Here is a 15,529-nt window from a genome sequence, read left to right as displayed (position 1 = left end):
ATGATCATTAACGCGTATCGGGAGTGTTCGGCTGACAGTGTCCTTATAGTTCACGATGCACCCTTGATCAGGTAACGAATCTCTATCCAAGCTGCAATACCGTCTGTACATCTGGAAAAATCCACCCTTACGACCCCAAGAAAGGCGTATTTCATGATCCCCCGGGCCCGGCACCTGGCAGCGGCTGCGCTCAGCAGCGCGCTGCTGATGCTGCCCGCCCTCACGGGGACCGCCCACGCCGCCGCGTGGAACGCTCACAGCGCCACAGCAAGCGCCACGGCAAGCGCCGCCGCGCCCACCAGCAAGGTGTACGCCGTCCCGCTGGCCAGGACGCTCGCGGACGTGAAGCGGGTCGCGAACTACTGGAAGCCCGACCGCCTGAAGAAGAGCGACAGCTACACCCCGGCCACTCCCGGCGCCGCGGCCCCGGTGAGCACGTCCGGCGGCGCGGCCGCCCCGGCCACGCCCGTGGCCACCGTGCGGCGCTCGCTCGCCGCCCAGAGCGTCCCGCCCGTGCCGCCGCGCAAGGGCGCCGCGATGACCATGGGCAAGGTCTTCTTCCGGATCGGCGACAAGGAGTACTGGTGCTCCGCCAGCTCGATCGCCGCCAAGAACCGCAGCGTCGTCGCCACGGCCGCGCACTGCGCGTACGACTCGCGCCAGGCCAAGCCGGCCGACTACTGGATCTTCGTCCCCAACCCCGACGCCAACGGCGAGACGCCCGACGGCATCTACGTGGGCGCCTCGATCAGCCTGCACGAAGACTGGATCGGCAAGGCCGACTACGACTACGACTACGCGTTCGTGACCGTGAACCGCGGGTTCACCTGGGTCGCCAAGAACGGCGGCTACGTCATGCAGGACGTCGGCCGGCTCCAGGACAACGTGGGCGGGCTGGGGATCGAGCTGAACAGGAAGCCGGGCTCGTACACGGCCAGGCCCTTCGGCTACCCGGCGGGGGCGCAGCCCGACGGCACGCGCCCGTTCGACGGCAAGACGCTGCTGGAGTGCCCGGAGCGGAGCACCCGCTACACCGTGGCTCCGGGGCTCGACCTGCAGAAGGGCGTCGAGCTCCAGCCGTGCGACTTCAGCCACGGCGCCAGCGGCGGCCCCTGGGTGATCGGCTACGACAAGAACCGCAAGCTCGGCAGTCTGAACGGCGTCAACAGCCTGACCTGGAACAGGGACGCCAGGGACCGCTACGACGCGGTGTCGTCGCCCTACTTCGACACCACGACCGGTGAGGTCTACCGGCGGGCGGCGGCGCAGGCCACCGTGCCAAAAGTGACGTAAGTCATAGCAACCGGCTGATCACTTGGGGTGATCAGCGGCTTCTCCCTCTCGGCGGGATCACGGCCCACGCTCCCACTACTGACACGATCTCCCCGTTTGTCACACGAACCCCAACAACGCTGTAGGTTCCGGGCTGTCCATTTGCTGAATTCCGGAGGTGCACGAGGCGCCTCATGTCAGCGCAACCTGGAGTCACCTTGAAGCGAACCCTTCTTCCCGCCGGCGGCGCCCTCCTGGCGACCGGCCTGCTCGCCGCCGGTCTGTCCGGCACGGCGCAGGCCGGCGGCGGCGTCGCCCACGACCCGATGGCCCGCAACTCCTCCGACGCCGTCTCCGTCGCCTCCTTCTGGCTGGCCTCGAACGGCAAGGCGCTCCGGTCCGCGACGCAGTACACGTGGGACTCGAAAGAAGTGCGGAAGGTCGTCTCCAAGGGCGGCTACACCCCCGACGGCAAGCCCGGCCTCACGGCGCCGACCGGCGAGTCCAGATCCACCGGCTCGGCCCAGAACGTGAACCTGCCCAAGACCGTCGGCAAGGTCTTCTTCGTCGACAGCCACGGCAAGTACCGCTGGTGCTCGGCCACCTCCATCCAGTCGAACTACCGCAACCTGGTCGCCACGGCCGGCCACTGCGTGTACGACACCGACAGCAACGCCTCCACGCTGGACAAGTGGGTCTTCGTCCCCGGTTACTTCCAGGGCAAGACGCCGTGGGGCATCTACGTGGGCAAGCAGGCCTTCACCCACTACGACTTCGACACCTACGAGGACTACGACCGCGACTACGCGTTCGTCACCGTCTACAACGGCATCCAGTTCAACGGCGTCAAGCAGGTGAACCGCAAGGACTACCAGCGGTTCACCGGCCCGAAGCGGTCGTGGGGCGGCCGCCACTACATCCTGCTGTCCAAGGACGCGGGGCGGCTGGGCGACAACGTCGGCGGTCAGGGCTTCGCCTGGAACCAGCCCACGGGCAAGGCGGTGCGCGCGTTCGGCTACCCGTCGGCGCCGCACCCTGACGGCAACCGGCCCTACAGCGGCGTGACGCCGAAGCACTGCTACGGCAAGACCACGGCCAAGGCGGTGGGCGCGTCCTGGCTGAAGATCGAGGAGCACATCGGCCTCAAGTGCGCGGTGACCCCCGGCTTCGACGGCGGGCCCTGGCTGCTCGACTACAGCAACGCCAAGCGCCTCGGTTACGTGAACGGCGTCACGAGCACGTTCGCCGACCAGGACGGCAACGACCGGATCGACTACATCACCTCGCCGTACTTCGACGGTGAGACGGCCGGCGTCTACAACGCGGCCAAGAACGTCTGGTCGGGCAAGATCGTCGGCCCGAACGGGGAGCTGTACAAGTAAGTCACGCGCGCGAGCAGACGAGGGTCTCGGGTCTCACCGAGGCCCTCGTTCGCGTTTCCGGGGGTCCTGGAAGTCCGTGCGGGCCGACGAAAAGCGGCCGCCGGAGCCTGAATCTGAGCGTCTCCGACCGGTTCCTGAAGATCACCTGTGAGGATCGGGCCAACTTAGACGGGGCAGGCCCAAATCTGGTTCCTGTGATCTGAGTCACATACAAGCGATCACGCTGTGCGACGTCCGATTAACGGAACTTTCGTGCCGTAAGCGATAACCCGCTCACACCCTGCGTAAACGTAACTTTCGCATCACAGCGCGCGAAGATCTCTGACTGGTAACGGAAAGGTCACGGCGGTAAGGGGTCCTGCCGGATCCGCCAAAGCGGGTTCCACCTGCGGAGATCACCACGCTATGTTCCTTGCTATCCCTTTACTGACGCATGGGACGCATGTTGCGACCCACGACAGAGCAAGGAGCAGTTCCCTTGAAGCGCATCCTCATCCCCGCCGGTGGCGTGGTTCTGGCCACCGGCCTCCTGGCCGCCGGCCTCGCCGGTACGGCTTCGGCTGACACCGACGTCGCCAAGGACAACATGGCGACGACCGCTGCGAACGCGAAGGCCATCGCGGACTTCTGGGCGGAGAACAACGGCGCTGCCCTCAAGGCCGCCAAGGAGTCCAACGTCTGGGACAGCAAGACCGACGTCGCCAGGCTGCAGAGCAAGGGCGGCTACAGCTCTGACACCAAGCCCGGCACCACGGCGCCGATCGGCGAGGAGAAGAAGAGCACCGCCAAGACGCAGAACGTCAACATGCCGAAGACCATCGGCAAGGTGTTCTTCGTCAACAGCAAGGGCGAGAAGCGGTGGTGCTCCGCCACTTCGATCCAGTCGCAGTACCGCAACCTGGTCGCCACGGCCGGGCACTGCGTCTACGACACCGCCACCAACTCGGACGTCATGTCCAAGTGGGTCTTCGTCCCCGGTTACTACCAGGGCCGTGCTCCTTGGGGCATCTACGTCGGCAAGCAGGCCTTCACCCACTACGACTTCGACGTCTACGAGGACTACGACCGCGACTACGCGTTCGTCACCGTCTACAACGGCGTCAAGGTCGAGGGTGGCAAGGCCAAGCAGGTCTCCAAGGCCGAGTGGGACAAGTACCAGGGCATCAAGGACGCCAAGGACGTCGAGATCAGCCGCGAGGAGTTCCGCGCGGGCAAGCTCGACCCCACCCGGACCGAGGCCTACTGGGCCAAGCGCGGCTCGGCGCCTGAGGCGACCGGTCCCGACTACCCCGGCGCCGTCGTCGGCAAGGTCGAGGTCTCCGAGGGCCGCTACCAGCGCGCTCGCGTCGGCCAGGGCAACGGCCGCAAGTTCGGTGAGCCCATCACCGAGATCGTGACCGCCAACGAGGCCGCCGCCTACAAGGCCAAGCAGCGGGCGGACCGGAAGGAATACCCGGCGAAGGTCGAGAAGGACCGTCGCGGCAACTGGACGATCACCCACTTCTTCGTCCAGCAGTGGTACAAGCCCGGCACGGACACGAAGTTCTTCAAGACCGTCTTCTTCATCGTCGACGGTGCCTCCCTCGACGCTGGTCGCCTCGGCGACAACGTCGGCGGTCAGGGCTTCGCGTACAACCAGCCGACCGGCAAGGACGTCCGCGTGTTCGGCTACCCGGCCGGCGCGCACCCCGACGGCAACAAGAACTACACCGGCATCACGCCCAAGTGGTGCTACGGCAAGACCTCGAAGAAGCTTGTCGGCTCCGCCGCCAAGAAGATCGAGGAGCACGTCGCTCTCAAGTGCGCCATGACCGAGGGCGCCGACGGTGGCCCGTGGCTGTTCAAGTACAGCAACGCCAAGCGTCTCGGCTACGTGAACGGTGTCACCAGCACCTTCAACGACCAGGACAAGAACGGCCGCGTGGACTACATCTCGTCGCCGTACTTCGACGGCGAGACCAACACCGTCTACAAGGCCGCGGCCGCTTCGTGGTCCGGCAAGATCGTCTAAGTAGCGGTTCCGCGACCGGTCCCTGACCGTCCGTATAACTGTTGCGAGCGTGGGGCCCGGCATCCTGCCGGGCCCTTCTGCTTTTCTCCGGCGAAGTGAAGGCGTTTGGACGCATGGGGCGCCCATACGGTGCCATCAACTCGATGTGATCTGCGTCACACCGCTCAGCCGGGACGGATCAACGGGACGTCTCCGCACCCATGGTCACTTTGACAACATCCTTATGTTGATCAGGCCAAATGGTGACAACTGAAGCTTCACCCAGCTCCTGCGCATCAGCCTTTTAAACATCACAGAACGATCACGCCCGGCTTGTCGCGACTTTTCCTTTCAGATCGGCTACCCGAGCTCAAGATCGACACTGTATGTTCCTGGCTATCCCTTTACTGACGCATGGGACGCAAGAGGCGTTCCACGACAGCGCAAGGAGTTACCTTGAAGCGCATCCTCCTCCCGGCCGGTGGCGCCATTCTGGCCACTGGTCTCCTCGCTGCCGGTCTCGCCGGCACGGCGCAGGCTGACAACGTCATCGAGAACGCCGATCTCGCCAAGACGCAGGCCCAGGCCGAAGAGGTCGTGGAGTTCTGGACCAAGTCCAACAACGCCGCCCTCAAGGGCGCCGTGGCTTTCAGCCCCGACGTTCTCGAGGTCGAGAAGATCTCCCGCGGTGGTGGCTACAGCGCGGACACCAAGCCGGGGGTCACCGCGCCCATCGGCGAGGAGAAGAAGACCGCCGCCAAGACCCAGAACGTGAACCTGCCGAAGTCCATCGGTAAGGTCTTCTTCGAGGGTCGTGACGGCAAGCTCTACTGGTGCTCCGGCACCTCCATCCAGTCGCAGTACCGCAACCTGGTCGCCACCGCCGGCCACTGCGTCTACGACATCGCGGCGAACAAGGAAGTCGTGTCCCGCTGGGTCTTCGTGCCCGGCTACTACCAGGGCAAGACCCCGTTCGGTCTGTACGTGGGCAAGCAGGCGTTCACCCACTACGACTTCGAGGTCTACGAGGACTTCGACCGCGACTACGCCTTCGTCACGGTGTACGACGCCCTCGGCGGCTCCCTCAAGGAGCCCAAGAAGGTGTACTGGGACGAGTTCAGGCAGTACCGCGGCGAGAAGTTCGTCAAGGAAGTCCCGGTCAGCCGGGAAGAGGCTCGCAAGCGTCTCGACCCGCACAACAAGGACGTCTACGTCCTCAAGGGTGCGGTTCCGGACGAGGCTGTCGGCCCGAACTACCCCGGCGCCGAGGTCACCAAGGCTGAGGTCACGGGGAGCAAGTACTTCCAGGCTCGTTCCGGCCAGGGCCAGGGCCGCAAGTTCGGCGCCCCCGAGGTCGAGCAGGTCACGTACACCGAGGCCGTCGAGTACCTCAAGGGCCAGGGCTTCGACCCCGAGAAGCCGCTGAGCGACACCAACAAGCCCGTGCCGAACGACAAGTTCCCCGGCACGGTCAAGCTGGACCGTCGCGGCAACTCCACCATCACCCACTACTTCGTGCAGCTGTGGGTGAAGAAGGGCACCGAGCGCGGGTGGATCCGTAAGGACTTCTACACCGTCGTCTCGGGCCTGAAGAGCGGTGGCCGTCTCGGCGACAACGTCGGTGGCCAGGGCTTCGCGTGGAACCAGCCGACCGGCAAGTACGTCCGCACCTTCGGTTACCCGCAGGGTGCGCACCCGGACGGCAACAAGCCCTACACCGGTGTCACGCCGAAGTGGTGCTACGGCAAGACTGGCAAGAACGTCACCAAGGCCCCCGAGTTCAAGGTCGAGGAGCACATCTCCCTGAAGTGCGCCGTGACCGGTGGCTACGCGGGTGGCCCGTGGCTGCTCAAGTACAGCAACGCCAAGCGCCTCGGCTACGTCAACGGTGTGACCAGCCTGGTCATGGACAGCGACAAGAACAAGCGCTACGACACGATCACCTCGCCGTACTTCGACGGTGAGACGGCCGCGATCTACAGCGCTGCGTCCAAGTCGTGGTCCGGCAAGCTCGTCAAGTAGTTCTCAGCAGGACCAGAACGACGACCTAGTCATCGTTCGCATGCTTCACCCGAAGGGCTCGGCTGCCAGCCGGGCCCTTCGGCCTTTCTGCTGGAAATTGCGTGAAACCCCTTACTAGAGTGACCAATGGGTCGATAGGGTTTTTACACCCTTTTTGACAACTGTGGAGTCCTTCCTTGAAGCGCCTGCTCATCCCCCTCGCCGCTGTCGGCCTGAGCGCCGCCGTCCTCGCCCCGCCCGCCAACGCCGCGCCCAACTGGGCGACGGACAACCTCCTTCCGAAGCCGGCCGACGCCTACGGAGCGGCCGCTTTCTGGCTCGACTCGAACGGGGCCGCGCTCAAGAAGGCAACCCAGTACAACCTGGACTCCAAGCAGGTTCCGAAGCTCGTCAGCAGCGGGAGCAAGGGCGCCCCCGACGGCAAGCCCGGCATGACCGGCCCCACCACCACCGCCAAGGCCGGCGCCTCGAAGAACGTCAACCTGCCCAAGACCATCGGCAAGGTCTTCTTCCTCGACTCGAAGGGCCAGTACCGCTGGTGCTCGGCCACCTCGATCCAGTCGCGTAACCGCAACCTGGTGGCCACCGCCGGCCACTGCGTGTACGAGCACGGCGACGACGTCTACCAGAAGTGGATCTTCATCCCCGGCTACTACCAGGGCCGGGCCCCCTGGGGCGTCTATGTCGGCGCCTACGCCTTCACCGCCTACGACCTCGACACCTACGACGACTACGACGGCGACTACGCCTTCGTCGCGGTGCACAACGGCTTCATGCTGGGCGCCGAGAAGGAGGTCTCCTTCAAGGAGTTCAAGGACTTCGCCGGCGACAAGTGGGTCAAGCCGGGCGAGATCAGCGCGAGCGAGTTCCGCAAGTGCGTGCTCAACCTGGGCCAGTGCTGGTCCGTGGGCGCCAAGGACGCGCAGCTGGCCGGGCCCGACCACCCGGACGCCGTGGTGGAGAAGGTCGAGGTCTCCAAGCAGGCCTACGCCGCCGCCAGGACCGGCAGGGGGCAGGGCTTCAAGTTCGGCGAGCCGATCGTGGAGCACCTCACCAAGACGCAGTGGCAGGCTTACAAGGGCCCGGGCGACAAGGGCACCGGCCCTGACAAGCGCGGTAACTACACCGTCATCCACTACTACACCCAGAAGTGGGTGAAGCCGGGCACCGAGCGCAAGTACTACCAGGCTCACTACATCCTCGGCATCGCCAAGGACATGGGCCGGCTCGGCGACGTCGTCGGCGGTCAGGGCTTCTCCTGGAACCAGCCGCTCAACCAGCCGGTCACGGTCTTCGGTTACCCGAGCGCCCCGCACCCCGACGGCGACCGTCCCTTCAGCGGCGTCACGCCGAAGTGGTGCGCGGGCAAGACCGGCACGAAGAGCTGGCAGGTCAACACGTTCAGGGTCGAGACGCACCAGGTGCTCAAGTGCTCGATGACCCCGGGCGCCGACGGCGGCCCGTGGCTGCTCAAGTACAACAACGGCAAGCGCACCGGCTACGTCAACGGCGTGACCAGCATGTTCTACGACAACGACGAGAACGGCCGGATCGACTACATCAGCTCGGCCATCTTCGACGGCGAGACCGCCGACGTCTACAACAAGGCCAACTACGCGGCGACCAAGTCCGTCGTGGGCCCGAACGGCGAACTGCTCAAGTAGAACCGGCAGCTCGCGAGCAAGACCGGCAGGCCCGGGCCATCACGGCCCGGGCCTTTCCGGTTCCCCAGATCGTCCCGTACCACAGGACGCCAAGCCCGATCAGAGACGGCGCTGAGCCCGGTCACACCGCGCTGAGCTGCCGGGCGCGCTCGCGCAGCGCCATCACGGGCCGCTCGTGCTTGTACGGCTCCAGCCGCCGCCGCAGGTCGGCCGCGTAAGACCGCGACCTGGCCGACTGCAGCTCGCCCCCCAGAGCCAGCGCATCGGCCGCGGCCGTGCACGCCTCCTCCAGTTCCCCGCACTGCAGCAGCCCGGCGGCCAGCAGCGACAGGTTGAACATCCGGCCCCGGACGTAACGGGCGTCCATGTCGAGCGAGCGCCGCGCCTGGCGGACCACCCGCTCGCCCTCCCCCAGGTCGCGGAAGCAGTGGGCGAACTTCGCCGACAGGTAGGCCTCGTCGAAGTAGCTGAGCCACTTGGGCTCGTCGTCGGGCCTGCGCACGTCGAAGGCGCGCTCGGCCTCGTGCAGGCTGGCCCCGCAGGAGCGGCCGTCGCCCAGGCCGGCGTGCGCGTGCGCCTCCAGGACGTGCGCGGAGGCGAGGAGGGTGCGCACGCCCGCCTTGCGGGCCGCCATCTGCGCGGCCCTGGCCAGGTCGAGGGCGTGGGCCGGCTGGCCGATGTAGATGGCCTGGTGGGCCATCCCGGCCAGGATCTCGCCGCCCAGGGTCTGGTCGTCGGCGCCTCTGGCCAGGCGCAGGGCCTGGATCAGATAGCGCTGGGCGAGGCCGTGCTGCTCCATGTCATAGGCCATCCAGCCGGCCAGGCGGGTCAGCTCAGCGGCCGCGGAGGCGAGCTGCCTGCCGGTGCTCTGCCCGTACGCGCCGTTCTTGAGCAGCGGGGAGACGGCGGTGTCGAGGTACTTGACCACGGACGACCTGACCCGGCCGCTGCCGAACCGATTGTCGAGCTCACCGAAGGATCGGGTGACCTCGTGGATGGCGGCGACGTCGGCACGGCCCACCCGCCGTGATCCGATACCGCTCGGGCGCCCTTCAGCGGGCGATGTCAGCCAGCGTACGGCTCCGACGGAGCCTGCTCCTATCGCGAACGTCGAATCGATCAGGAATCTGCGTCTCTCTACATCGGCCCGCCACAGCGCCGTCACGGTCGCGATCCCCTCCTGCCACGTGTGCGTGAACTCCTGTCCGAGATCGAGGGGTGTGATGACGGCCGGCATGCCGAGGTCCTCGGCGGAGACCGGCCTGCCCAGACGCAGTGCGAAGATCTCGGTGAGCAGGCATGGCACCGGATCGCGTGGCCTCTGACCTCCGATCCAGCGCAGGACGGAGCTGTGGTCGTATTTGAGGCCTGGCGCGCCGCGTGCGACACCCAGCTCGTTGAGGCGCCTGGCCAATCCCTTATGAGAGAAACCCGCCTCCGCGATGAGGTGCTGCAGCAGTCGATTCGGCTCGCGTTCCATCGCTCTCCTCGTCACAGGAGTCGGCGCCCACATCATTACAGAGAGCTACAGTTATAGCACCTTGCGTAAAGGATTTATGCCAGTTCTCAAAGTCCACCCCAACTCCGTCCCATGCCGCCCGCCGCGCCGAGTATGTACGCACGGCACCTGCGCCCCTGGACGGAGACGTCACCTACCCATGGCCGGGACGGGTATTCCGAAAGCCCCTCAGAGCTGCGGCGAAGCGCGGAAATGGAGGAGCGGAGGCCGAAAGGGCCCCCGCTCATCGGGTGGATCAGGCGCGTGGGATCAGACGCGCGCGACGCCGTCGGCCACGGCCTGGGCGGCCACGGCGGCGATCACGGCGGGCGCCACGCGCTCGTCGAACGGGCTCGGGATGATGTACGTCGGCGAGACGTCGTCACCCACCACGTCCGCGAGCGCGGCGGCCGCGGCCACCTTCATGTTCTCGGTGATCGTGCTCGCCCGCACGTCGAGGGCGCCGCGGAAGACGCCGGGGAAGGCCAGCACGTTGTTGATCTGGTTGGGGAAGTCGGAGCGGCCGGTGGCGACGACGGCGGCGTGCTTGGCGGCCACGTCGGGGTGCACCTCGGGGGTGGGGTTGGACAGCGCGAACACGATGGAGTCGGCCGCCATGGCGGCGATGGCCTCCTCCGACACGGTCGAGCCCGACAGCCCGAGGAACAGGTCGGCGCCGACCAGGGCCTCCTCGGTCGAGCCGGTGTGGCCGGCCCGGTTGGTGTCGCGGGCCAGCGCCTGCTTGACCGGGTTGAGCCCGTCTCTGCCGTCGTAGATCATGCCCTTGGAGTCGGCGACGGCGATGTCGCCGATGCCCGCCTCCAGCAGGATGCGGGTGACGGCGACGCCGGACGCGCCGGCCCCGGCCACGACGGCCCGCAGGTCGCCGAGCGAGCGGCCGGTCACCCGGGCCGCGTTCTGCAGGGCGGCCAGCGCCACGATGGCGGTGCCGTGCTGGTCGTCGTGGAAGACCGGGATGTCGAGCAGGCCGCGCAGCCGCTCCTCGACCTCGAAGCAGCGGGGCGCGCTGATGTCTTCCAGGTTGATGCCGCCGAACGAGGGCGCGAGCCGGACCACGGTCTCGACCAGCGCGTCGACGTCGGTGCAGTCGAGGCAGATGGGGACGGCGTCGACGTTCGCGAACTCCTTGAACAGCAGCGCCTTGCCCTCCATCACGGGCATGGCCGCCGCGGGACCGATGTCGCCGAGGCCGAGCACGGCGGTGCCGTCGGAGACGACGGCGATCACCCTGGAGGCCCAGGTGTAGTCGTCGGCCAGGGCGGGATTGTCGGCGATGGCGGAGCAGACCCGGGCGACGCCGGGCGTGTAGGCGAGGGACAGGTCGTCCGCGTCGCGGACCTGCACGGTGGAGCGGATCTCGATCTTGCCTCCGCGGTGCAGCGCGAAGGCCGGGTCCTGATCGAGCGAATCGACGGAAGCAGAAGCGGGCGTGGCAGCCACAGCGACCCCTGGAGTCATTGGTAGCGGGAAGTAAACCTTCGGCTGACGTGCGCGAGCGGGCTGGCTTCTGTAGCTGCCAGGAACCCCTCGCCGAGCGTCTCGTGAGGGGGTTCGGGGGTCACCCGTCTCCCCATAGTGCCACATGGTGAGATGGTGTCGGGATCGGTGCGGTGTCGGGGCCGACGCCGTTCTGTTGACGCATCGTTAAACGCCCGATGACGGACCGCAGCAAAAGCCATTTAAACTGCACAAAACGCAAGTTTCGTGGCATTTCACTTCGAGGAGGCCGTCCATGGCCCTCAGTCCCCAGGGCCGCCGGGGTTACGCCGTCGGCGCGCTCGCTCTGACGGCTGTTCTCGCCCTGTCCGCGTGCGGCGGCGAGTCCAGCTCCAGCTCCGGCTCCGGCACCACCAGTGCCAGCGCCTCCGCAGCCGGCGGCAGCGGCGCCAAGCTGGTGCAGCCGGGCAAGCTCACGGTCTGCACGAACATCCCGTACGAGCCGTTCCAGTTCAAGGACGCCGACGGCAAGATCGTCGGGTTCGACGTGGACATCGTCGACCTGGCCGCGAAGAAGCTCGGCGTCGAGCAGAACATCGTCGACATCGACTTCGCCGTGATCAAGAGCGGCGCCGCGATGGCGGCCGGCAAGTGCGACGTCGCCGCGGCCGGCATGACCATCACTCCCGACCGGCAGAAGAACATCGACTTCTCCGCCCCCTACTTCGACGCCACGCAGGCCCTGCTGGCCAAGAAGGGCACGGGCGCGTCGTCGCTCGAGGACGTGAAGGCCAAGGGGCTCAAGCTGGGCGCCCAGGCCAGCACGACCGGCCTCGACTACGTCAAGAAGAACGGGTTCGACCCCACCGAGTACGCCGACTCCTCCAAGGAGCTGCTGGCCCTCCAGGCCGGCCAGGCCGACGTGATCGTGCAGGACCTGCCCGTGGTGCTCACCTGGCTGAAGAAGCCCGAGGTCGCCGAGAAGTTCGAGCTGATCGGCAGCCTCGACACCGGCGAGCAGTACGGCATCGGCCTGAAGAAGGGCGCCGACCCCGTCCTGCTGAAGACGATCAACGACGAGATCGCCAAGGCCAAGGCGGACGGCACGTACGAGCAGATCTTCGTGAAGTGGTTCGGCAAGAAGCCAGGCGAGCTGAGCTGACGCATGGCCGACCAGCCGAAGACGGCTGAGCCTGGCCGCGCCAGGCTCAGCCCCCGGAAGAAGCAGCAGGTCACCCGCGGCGTCCAGTACGTCGTGCTGGCCTTGGCGCTCGTGGCCGTCGTCCTGTACGCCGACTGGGGCAGCCTCGCCGAGAACTTCGCCAAGATCGACGTGGCGAAGGAGGCGCTGCCCGACCTGTTCACCGTCGCGTTGCGCAACACGATCATCTACACGGTGGGCGGGTTCCTCTTCGCGTTCGTGTTCGGGCTGCTGCTGGCCCTCATGCGGCTCTCGCAGGTCCTGCCGTACCGGTGGATCGCGGTCGTCTACATCGAGATCTTCCGCGGCCTGCCCGCGCTGCTGATCTTCCTGATGATCACGTTCCTGCCGCTGGCGCTGCCGGGCTTCCAGGTGCCCGGCGGCACGTACGGACAGGGCATACTCGGGCTCGGCCTGGTCGGCGCCGCCTATCAGGCGGAGGTCTTCCGCGCGGGCCTGCAGGCCGTGCCCAAGGGGCAGACGGAGGCCGCCAGGTCCCTGGGCATGTCCGCCACCAGGGCCCAGGTCACCGTGGTGATCCCGCAGGCGATCCGCATGGTCATCCCGCCGACCACCAACCAGTTCGTGTCCCTGCTCAAGGACTCGTCGCTGGTGCTGTTCCTCGGGGTGTCCGGCGAGTACGTCGAGCTGGCCAAGTTCGGCAACGACCTGGCCTCCCAGTTCGCCAACGCCACGCCCATCATGGTCGCCGGCATCACGTACCTGATCGTCACCATCCCGCTGGGTTATCTCGCCTCCCGGCTGGAGGGGCGAAAGGGGAGGACGCGATGACACACGCCATCGAGCTGCGCGACCTGCACAAGTACTTCGGCCAGAACCAGGTGCTCAAGGGCATCGACATGACCGTCGATCCGGGCCAGGTGGTCTGCGTCATCGGCCCCTCGGGGTCGGGCAAGTCCACCCTGCTGCGCTGCGTGAACCTGCTGGAGGAGCCGACCAGGGGCAAGGTGTTCGTCGAGGGCGTCGAGGTCACCGACCCCGACGTGGACATCGACGCCGTACGCCGCCGCATCGGCATGGTCTTCCAGCAGTTCAACCTGTTCCCGCACATGACGGCGCTGGAGAACGTCATGATCGCCCAGCGGCGGGTGCTGAAGCGGGGCAAGAAGGAGTCCGAGGTCGTCGCCAGGGAGAACCTGGCCAAGGTCGGCGTCGGAGCCAAGTGCGACGCCCTGCCCGGCCAGCTCTCGGGCGGCCAGCAGCAGCGCGTGGCGATCGCCAGGGCGCTGGCCATGAACCCCGACCTCATGCTCTTCGACGAGCCCACCTCGGCGCTCGACCCCGAGCTGGTCGGGGACGTGCTCACCGTCATGCGCAAGCTGGCGGAGGAGGGGATGACCATGCTGGTGGTCACCCACGAGATGGGCTTCGCGCGGGAGGTGGCCGACCGGGTGGTGTTCATGGACGGCGGGGTGGTCGTCGAGGACGGCGTGCCCGCCCAGGTGATCGGCGACCCGCGGCATGAGCGCACCCGCGCCTTCCTGCACCGCGTCCTGCATCCCGAGGGCTGAGCGTTCGGCCGGGGCGCCCGCATCGAACGCGGGCGCCCCGGCCGCCGCTCACCGGTATGCCGGAGCCCCGGCCGCCGGTATGCGGGTGTCCCGAGCCTCTGCCGCCTGTTTCGCCGGGCCGCCCCGCCTCTGCTGTAATGGACCGGGATGGACCTCACCTCTTACGCCGAGTGGGCGGTCCGGCTGGCCAACGATCCCGAGCCGCCGCCCGAGCTCAGGCGGCTGCGTGACGAGCTGGCCGGCGTGTTCGACGCGGCCGGCGACGACCGGGCCGTGGCCGCGCTGCTCAACGCGCTGCTCGTGCGCTATCCCGTACGCCACCAGCTCTCCGACCACGACGGCCCCTGGCACCTGCACCTGGCCGACGACCCGGCCGCGACCGCGGTGATGGGCCTGGCCGCGGTCGTCGCCGAGCTGGGCGTGGACCGGCTGGGCCGCTGCCGGGAGCCGCACTGCGGCCTGGCCTTCCTCGACACCTCATCCAACCGTTCCCGCCGCTACTGCTCGGCCCGCTGCGCCAGCCGGGCGAACGTGGCCGCCTTCCGCGCCCGCCGCAGGAACGACGCCCCTTAGCCGGCCCCCTGACGCCCCTCAGCCGATCCTCTGACGCCCCTGGCCGGTCCCCTGACGGTCCGTGGACGATCTCCGGAACCCTCCTGGGCGGCTCCCCGAACGTCCGCACAGGCCGCTCAGCGCTTCTTCCCGCCCCGCCGCCGCAGCGGCCAGTAACGCAGCACCACGCGGCCCACGACGTCCTCGACGGGCCCGAAGTCCCAGCTGTCCCGGCGCCCGCCGGCCCGCTGGTTGTCGCTCTCCAGCCACCACCCCTCCGCCCCGTGCCACCGGGCCCGTTTCACGATGAGCCGATCGGGATCGCCGGGCAGCCGGGCCACCACGACGTCGCCGGGACGCACCGCGGCGCCCCTGCGTACGAGCAGCCAGTCGCCCGGCACCAGCGCCGGGCGCATCGAGTCGCCCTCGACACGCACTCTCATCGGCCGCTACCCCCTAGTCCGCAGGTGTTGAGACACGAGTAAGGTCGGTTGTGGACCAAGATGATTCAGCATCCAGGAAGGATTTTCTGATGCTCGCACGACTGCTACGACCCAAGCATGTCGCTTCCGCCCACTGCGACCTGCCCTGCGGCGTCTACGACCCCGCTCAGGCCCGCATCGAGGCCGAGTCGGTCAAGGCGATCATGGAGAAGTACGCCGGCAACGAGGACCCGGTCTTCCGCGCCCGCGCCATCACCATCAAGGAAGAGCGCGCCGAGCTCGTCAAGCACCACCTCTGGGTGCTGTGGACCGACTACTTCAAGCCGCCGCACCTGGAGCAGTACCCGCAGCTGCACCAGCTCTTCTGGGACGCCACGAAGCTGGCCGGCGCGGCGGGCGCCAAGGGCACCGTCGACGTGGCCAAGGCCGAGGACCTTCTGGGCAAGATCGACGAAATCTCGAAGATCTTCTGGGAGACCAAGGCCGCCTAAAACGGCACATAAGGCTCTGCGTGG

13 protein-coding genes are annotated in these 15,529 nt (G+C 67.4%); 10 read left to right on the top strand and 3 right to left on the bottom strand.

What is annotated here, in order from left to right; all coding sequences use genetic code 11:
- Positions 1-153 precede the first annotated feature (153 nt).
- The 5 genes from B0I32_RS51075 to B0I32_RS51055 all read left to right on the top strand — a co-directional run bounded on the left by B0I32_RS51075 (position 154) and on the right by B0I32_RS51055 (position 8,330).
- Positions 154-1,293, top strand: coding sequence for a trypsin-like serine peptidase (locus B0I32_RS51075; protein ID WP_106252205.1), 1,140 nt, complete (start codon positions 154-156; stop codon positions 1,291-1,293).
- Between the two features lie 197 nt (positions 1,294-1,490).
- Positions 1,491-2,654 carry a trypsin-like serine peptidase gene (locus B0I32_RS51070; RefSeq protein WP_106252203.1) on the top strand — a complete coding sequence of 388 codons (1,164 nt, stop codon included), beginning with the start codon at positions 1,491-1,493 and terminating at the stop codon, positions 2,652-2,654.
- Positions 2,655-3,132: 478 nt separating this feature from the next.
- On the top strand, positions 3,133-4,665 hold the full coding sequence (locus B0I32_RS51065) for a trypsin-like serine peptidase (RefSeq protein ID WP_106252202.1): 1,533 nt from the start codon (positions 3,133-3,135) through the stop codon (positions 4,663-4,665).
- 435 nt (positions 4,666-5,100) lie between these two features.
- On the top strand, positions 5,101-6,666 hold the full coding sequence (locus B0I32_RS51060) for a trypsin-like serine peptidase (RefSeq protein ID WP_106252200.1): 1,566 nt from the start codon (positions 5,101-5,103) through the stop codon (positions 6,664-6,666).
- 176 nt (positions 6,667-6,842) lie between these two features.
- Entirely contained in the window at positions 6,843-8,330 is a 1,488-nt protein-coding gene (locus B0I32_RS51055) for a trypsin-like serine peptidase (protein ID WP_106252198.1), read from the top strand.
- 121 nt (positions 8,331-8,451) lie between these two features.
- On the opposite strand, the gene B0I32_RS51050 is transcribed toward B0I32_RS51055, so the two are convergent.
- Both B0I32_RS51050 and B0I32_RS51045 read right to left on the bottom strand, forming a co-directional pair.
- The gene (locus B0I32_RS51050; RefSeq protein ID WP_106252197.1) at positions 8,452-9,810 is read right to left on the bottom strand and encodes an NsdA family TPR-like regulatory protein; all 1,359 of its coding nucleotides are present in this window, start codon (positions 9,808-9,810) and stop codon (positions 8,452-8,454) included.
- A gap of 288 nt (positions 9,811-10,098) precedes the next feature.
- Positions 10,099-11,307: an NAD(P)-dependent malic enzyme gene (locus B0I32_RS51045; protein WP_106252195.1), complete on the bottom strand. Its 1,209-nt coding sequence runs from the start codon at positions 11,305-11,307 to the stop codon at positions 10,099-10,101.
- A gap of 274 nt (positions 11,308-11,581) precedes the next feature.
- Here B0I32_RS51045 and B0I32_RS51040 point away from each other — a divergent pair, with 274 nt between their 5' ends.
- The 4 genes from B0I32_RS51040 to B0I32_RS51025 all read left to right on the top strand — a co-directional run bounded on the left by B0I32_RS51040 (position 11,582) and on the right by B0I32_RS51025 (position 14,592).
- Entirely contained in the window at positions 11,582-12,448 is an 867-nt protein-coding gene (locus tag B0I32_RS51040) for an ABC transporter substrate-binding protein (RefSeq protein WP_106252193.1), read from the top strand.
- 3 nt (positions 12,449-12,451) lie between these two features.
- Positions 12,452-13,279 carry an amino acid ABC transporter permease gene (locus B0I32_RS51035; protein ID WP_106252192.1) on the top strand — a complete coding sequence of 276 codons (828 nt, stop codon included), beginning with the start codon at positions 12,452-12,454 and terminating at the stop codon, positions 13,277-13,279.
- Complete coding sequence (locus B0I32_RS51030; RefSeq protein ID WP_106252190.1) at positions 13,276-14,019, top strand: amino acid ABC transporter ATP-binding protein; 744 nt, start codon at positions 13,276-13,278, stop codon at positions 14,017-14,019. The genes B0I32_RS51035 and B0I32_RS51030 overlap by 4 nt, the downstream gene beginning before the upstream one ends.
- A 147-nt stretch (positions 14,020-14,166) precedes the next feature.
- Complete coding sequence (locus B0I32_RS51025; RefSeq protein WP_106252188.1) at positions 14,167-14,592, top strand: CGNR zinc finger domain-containing protein; 426 nt, start codon at positions 14,167-14,169, stop codon at positions 14,590-14,592.
- Positions 14,593-14,708: 116 nt separating this feature from the next.
- On the opposite strand, the gene B0I32_RS51020 is transcribed toward B0I32_RS51025, so the two are convergent.
- Positions 14,709-15,014 carry a S24 family peptidase gene (locus tag B0I32_RS51020; RefSeq protein ID WP_106252187.1) on the bottom strand — a complete coding sequence of 102 codons (306 nt, stop codon included), beginning with the start codon at positions 15,012-15,014 and terminating at the stop codon, positions 14,709-14,711.
- 89 nt (positions 15,015-15,103) lie between these two features.
- Between B0I32_RS51020 and sodN the strand changes: the two genes are divergently transcribed.
- Complete coding sequence (gene sodN / locus B0I32_RS51015) at positions 15,104-15,505, top strand: superoxide dismutase, Ni (RefSeq protein WP_106252185.1); 402 nt, start codon at positions 15,104-15,106, stop codon at positions 15,503-15,505.
- Positions 15,506-15,529 lie beyond the last annotated feature (24 nt).

It is taken from the genome of Nonomuraea fuscirosea, assembly GCF_003001935.1.
Classification (GTDB): domain Bacteria; phylum Actinomycetota; class Actinomycetes; order Streptosporangiales; family Streptosporangiaceae; genus Nonomuraea; species Nonomuraea fuscirosea.
Note: the sequence above shows the minus strand (reverse complement) of the source record. Positions and strands in the feature narration are given on the sequence as shown.